Source organism: Herminiimonas sp. (genome assembly GCF_030645555.1).
Classification (GTDB): domain Bacteria; phylum Pseudomonadota; class Gammaproteobacteria; order Burkholderiales; family Burkholderiaceae_D; genus Oxalicibacterium.
Genome location: NZ_JAUSME010000071.1, coordinates 1 through 4,787 on the forward strand (window position 1 = coordinate 1; position 4,787 = coordinate 4,787).

At 56.8% G+C, this 4,787-nt stretch carries 5 protein-coding genes and 1 pseudogene; all 6 read right to left on the reverse strand.

Annotated elements, in window-relative coordinates; genetic code table 11:
• Positions 1 to 222: 222 nt before the first annotated feature.
• A complete protein-coding gene (ldcA, locus tag Q7T06_RS02940; protein WP_304779878.1) occupies positions 223 to 1,185 on the reverse strand; it encodes a muramoyltetrapeptide carboxypeptidase in 963 nt (320 codons plus the stop codon).
• Between the two features lie 4 nt (positions 1,186 to 1,189).
• Positions 1,190 to 2,113, reverse strand: a complete 924-nt coding sequence (locus Q7T06_RS02945) for an alpha/beta fold hydrolase (protein ID WP_304779879.1) — start codon at positions 2,111 to 2,113, stop codon at positions 1,190 to 1,192.
• Positions 2,114 to 2,536: 423 nt separating this feature from the next.
• Entirely contained in the window at positions 2,537 to 3,040 is a 504-nt protein-coding gene (tadA, locus tag Q7T06_RS02950; RefSeq protein ID WP_304779884.1) for a tRNA adenosine(34) deaminase TadA, read from the reverse strand.
• A 5-nt stretch (positions 3,041 to 3,045) separates the two neighbouring features.
• The gene (gene queD / locus Q7T06_RS02955) at positions 3,046 to 3,495 is read right to left on the reverse strand and encodes a 6-carboxytetrahydropterin synthase QueD (protein WP_304779886.1); all 450 of its coding nucleotides are present in this window, start codon (positions 3,493 to 3,495) and stop codon (positions 3,046 to 3,048) included.
• A gap of 17 nt (positions 3,496 to 3,512) precedes the next feature.
• On the reverse strand, positions 3,513 to 4,148 hold the full coding sequence (gene queE / locus Q7T06_RS02960) for a 7-carboxy-7-deazaguanine synthase (protein ID WP_304779889.1): 636 nt from the start codon (positions 4,146 to 4,148) through the stop codon (positions 3,513 to 3,515).
• A 131-nt stretch (positions 4,149 to 4,279) separates the two neighbouring features.
• Positions 4,280 to 4,787: pseudogene (locus Q7T06_RS02965) on the reverse strand (Na+/H+ antiporter); the annotation flags it as partial.

Here is a 4,787-nt window from a genome sequence, read left to right on the forward strand (position 1 = left end):
CCAAGGCCAGTGCGCGTCAGTCGGATAAAGGGCGCAAACCTGTTTGAGCCGAAGGCGAGTTTGTTTGTGCCCCCGACTGACGTGTGCTGGACTTGGGGACCCGCGCAGCGGGCAACGACTGCTGCGTCGCCTTTCTTTGCCTTCTTTCTTTGGCGAAGCAAAGAAAGAAGGTGGCAGCCGGGCCACTCCCGGCAACTGAGCATCCACGAAGAAAGCAAAAAATTACCTGCCAAACAACGAACGATACCCCGCCATGCTCAACGCAAACGACCCCGCCTCCGACACCAGCTCGGCAGCCGCCCCCACCACCAGCGTCGCCTTGTCCCGCCCATGCCCAAACGGCAAGCCGGTCAACACCGGCACCGGCAAATGTGCGCGCAGATACGCGACCATCTGCTCAAAGTCATAGCCGTTATCGTAATCCGTCAGCCGATAACCGGAAAAATCGCCCAGCAACACTGCCTGCTGGCTATCCAGCACCCCGGCATGCAACAGCTGCAGCAGCATGCGTTCGATGCGGTATGGATGTTCGTTGATATCCTCGACAAACAGGATACCGCCCTCCACCTTCGGCAACCAGGGCGAGCCGACCAGATGCGCCAGCATCGCCAGGTTGCCGCCCCACAGCGTACCCTTGACAGCCAGTTCAGGATTGCCTTCGGCATGCGCCGTGATCGTATGCGCATCCTGCGTCAGGCATTGCCAGAAATTCATCAGCGTGTAGCCGCTCAATTCATCCTGACCAAAATCGCCGCACAACATCGGGCCGGAAAAACTCATCGCCCCCGTCTGCGCCAGCAAACCCAACTGCAATGCAGTGAAATCGCTATGGCCGACAAACAGTTTTCCACTGGCTGCCAGCATGCCAAAATCCAGTGCCGGCAACAGCCGCGTCAAGCCATAACCACCGCGCAAGGCCAGCACGATATCGACTTCAGGATCTTGCGCAGCCGCATACAGTTGCGCAATGCGCGCATTGTCGCTGGCGCCAAAACGTTGAAATTTGTTGGAAACATCAGTGAAATTATGCACCCTGCAACCTTGCGCTTGCAGGGTTGCCAAACCAAGCTCAACCGCTGCCGGATTCGGTGCATAGCCGCTAGGTGCCACGATCGCGACCACTGGACCGTCTGGTTTATTCGCGCGCAGTAATTGCTGCACATCCTGATTCAATTGAGTGTCCATTCTGCTATTCGGCCAATGCTGGCGTGGCGGTGGCTACTGCATCTGCGGCATGGCAATGTTCAGCAATTTTTGCTGTGATTTCATCGGCTAACTGATCTGGCAAATCGTGTCCCATGCCAGCAATCTCTACCATCACGGCATTCGGTATCAAGCTTGCAGTTTCACGACCGCCAGCTATCGGTACCAACGGATCATCAGTGCCATGAATGACTAAAGTAGGTACGGTAATGCTTTTCAAAAGATTAACGCGATCACCGGAAGCGCCGATTGCCAACAGTTGCCGTGTTGTGGCGACCGGCTCCAGACTGCGTTTGACGGTGCGGGTAACGCGTTCATGCAAAATCTCTTGCGCTGTCGGGTAAGCCGGGCTGCCTATCACTCGCATCATATTGACGAAATGCTCCGTCAAAGCGGCGTGATTTGTCGGATCGGGTACCGCAGAAAAAAGCACTTTACGCGCCGCACGCGTCGGCCCCGGCAAACCGCGCCTGCCGCTGGTCGACATGATGGAAGTCAGGCTGAGTACGCGTTCCGGATAACGGGCCGCGACTATCTGCGCGATCATGCCGCCCATCGAAGCGCCGACTACGTGCGCCTTGGGAATATCAAGCGCATCCATCAAGCCGATCGCATCCGCCGCCATGTCGTCAAGTTTGTAACCGGCAGCGAGTTTCATGCGCAAAGCCATTTTCATCACGGCCAGCAGTGTGTTTGGTTTGCCCAGGTGATGCAGCTTGGTCGATAGACCGTTATCACGATTGTCGAAGCGAATCAGATAAAAACCGCGCTCTACGAGACCGTTGCAAAACGACTCCGGCCACGACACCGATTGCATCCCCAAACCGACAATCAACAACAGCGGTGGATTGCCTGGATCACCTTGTGTGTCGTACCAGATATCGAGATCATTTACTTTAGCGATGGGCAAACTGAGACTTTCAAAAAAATTAGCAGGTCTTATATGCGCGCTTTGGATCGCGATAGATTAAATTTAATACATACTTTTTTATACCTTGATGGCCGTCTCTGTCGAAACGCCGCCATTGTCCATCAGCTTGCGCGAGTCTATCGGCAACCGCATGCAACACCGTGGGTGTTGACCACCATACCGGTGTGACTGCCGTGAACCCCGATATTTTCTGCCTGCGCGCCTTCCTGTTCGACACAACACTGCCACGACACAATACCATCGCTGCGATGGAAAATCGAGGTGAGCGGAAGCGGAAACATGAGGGGAATTGGAACATGCAGGTTGCATGTGATGCAACTCGCGCGGCGGGAACCGGGTAGTCAGGCAAGTAGGCTGCAAACAAGATGCGGAACTGCGATATGAAACTGGCAATACGCCGTTTCAGAGCGGTTCGGAACCAGTCTCTTTCGCCGCCTGCTGCGCCTGCTTGCGGCGCTCGGCAAAGAACTCTTTCAGCAAGGCGCCGCATTCCTGCGCCAGCACGCCGCCTGTCAGTTGCGTATGGTGATTGAGCTGGTTTTGCTCGAACAGATTGACGATGGAGCCGCAGGCACCGGTCTTCGGGTCGGAGGCGCCGTACACCACCCGCGCCAAGCGCGCATGCATCATCGCGCCGGAACACATCGCGCAAGGCTCCAGCGTGACGAACAACTCACACCCGGGAAGACGGTAATTGCCGAGTATCGCAGCGGCGGCGCGCAAGGCCATGATTTCCGCATGCGCGGTCGGGTCGTGCGTGCCTATCGGCTGGTTGAAGCCGGTCGCGATCACCTGCCCATCCTTGACGACCAGCGCGCCGACCGGGACTTCTCCCAGCGCCCAGGCGTTATGCGCCTGATCCAGCGCCTGCCGCATCCAGAGTGCGTCCTGAGTCGTGTCCGACACAGCGATCAGCTTTCCGCAGTGATTTCAGCCCAGCAGTTAGGCGTTTCGTGCAGCACCAGCTTGTGCAGGCGCAGGCCGGTGCCGTAGCGATCCTTGTAGGCTGCATTCAGGATATTAAATGCGGTTTGCGCCAGGTTTTCCACCGTAGGGATACGGTCTATGATCACCGTCTTGTGGCCGGGTATGCTTTCGAGGAACTCGCGCACCTTTGCATCTTTTTCATAGACGATAAAAGCGTGATCCCAGACATCGACCAGATGCTGTTTTGCCAGCGCCTTGATGTCGGAAAAATCCATGATCATCCCGTTGTCGGAACTACCCTCTTCCTCGATCACATTGCCGATCAGCGTGATTTCCAGCGTATAGCGATGGCCGTGCAGATTGCGGCACTGGCTTTTGTGGTCGGGGATGCGATGGCCGGCATCGAATTCAAGTTTGCGGGTAATGGTCAGCATGATTTTTCTGTAAAGCGTCAGGGTATCTGTAAAAGTTTATGCGTCTGCAAGCTGAGCTTCCATTTCGGATTGCGCTTGCAGACATCGATCGCAAACCTGGTATTTTGTTCCGCCAGCGGGCCATCCATAGGCTGGACGAAGAAATGATCAAACTCCAGCTCTTCGTAAGCGGCCAGCGACTGGCCGGCCTGCGGGATCACGACCTTCAATTCGCTGCCTTTGCGCACTACCAGTGGCGCACCCATTTTCGGGCTGACGCACACCCAGTCGACACCGGCCGGCACTGGCAAAGTGCCATTGGTTTCTATCGCGATTTCAAAGCCGACTGCATGCATCGCAGTGATCAATTCCGCATCCAGCTGCAGCAAAGGTTCGCCGCCGGTAAAGACCACGTATTTGCTGGCCGCATACGATGCCGGCCACAAGGCATTTATCGTGTTCGCCAGCGTCGCAGCATCGGCAAACTTGCCGCCGCCCTCACCATCGGTGCCGACAAAATCGGTATCGCAAAACTGGCACACGGCGCTTGCGCGATCGCTCTCGCGACCGGTCCACAGGTTACAGCCGGAAAAGCGGCAAAACACGGCAGGCCGCCCGGCGTGTGCGCCCTCGCCCTGCAAGGTGTAGAAAATCTCTTTTACGCTGTAAGTCAAAATGATGGCCGGATAAATGTGTTTCAACGCGGGCAATATGCAAGCCTGTCAGGCTGGTGCATAGCGGGTCGCCATTATAGACCAGAGCGCATGCGGACTCAGCATGGGCGCGATTCTGCCGCGCATGCCTGCTACTGCTGCGTATTACGCGACAAGGCTCCCTCTATCAAATCGAGCTCGCGCAACAGGCGCTGATGGACAGATTCGTCCAGTTTGTTGCTTAGCCACATTTGAAACAATTCATCGCGCTCGGCCTTGATCGCTTCCACCCGCAAATTACGTTCGGCTTCTACCTGTAATTGCAGGCCAGCCGCTTCATCGCCTTCATTTCCGTAATCCAGCCGGCGCTTATACAACTCGGCTATGCGCGCGGCGGCTTCTGAATAGCCGGGCTTGTCGCTCATCGTCTGGGCTACCTGCTTGATGCGACGGATGGCTGCCTCGGCAGCAGCCGCGCGCGCCTGCCCTTCCCCGGCGCCACGCACCGGTTCGGGCAGGAATTCCAGATCTTTGGTCAACAGGGGCAGCGCCACGCTGGCCGTCAGCAGCGAAAGCATGATGACGCCCTTGGCCAGGAAGATCAGCAAATCCCGCGCGGGGAATTCTGCGCCGTTCGGCAGCAGGAATGGCAGGGTCAGG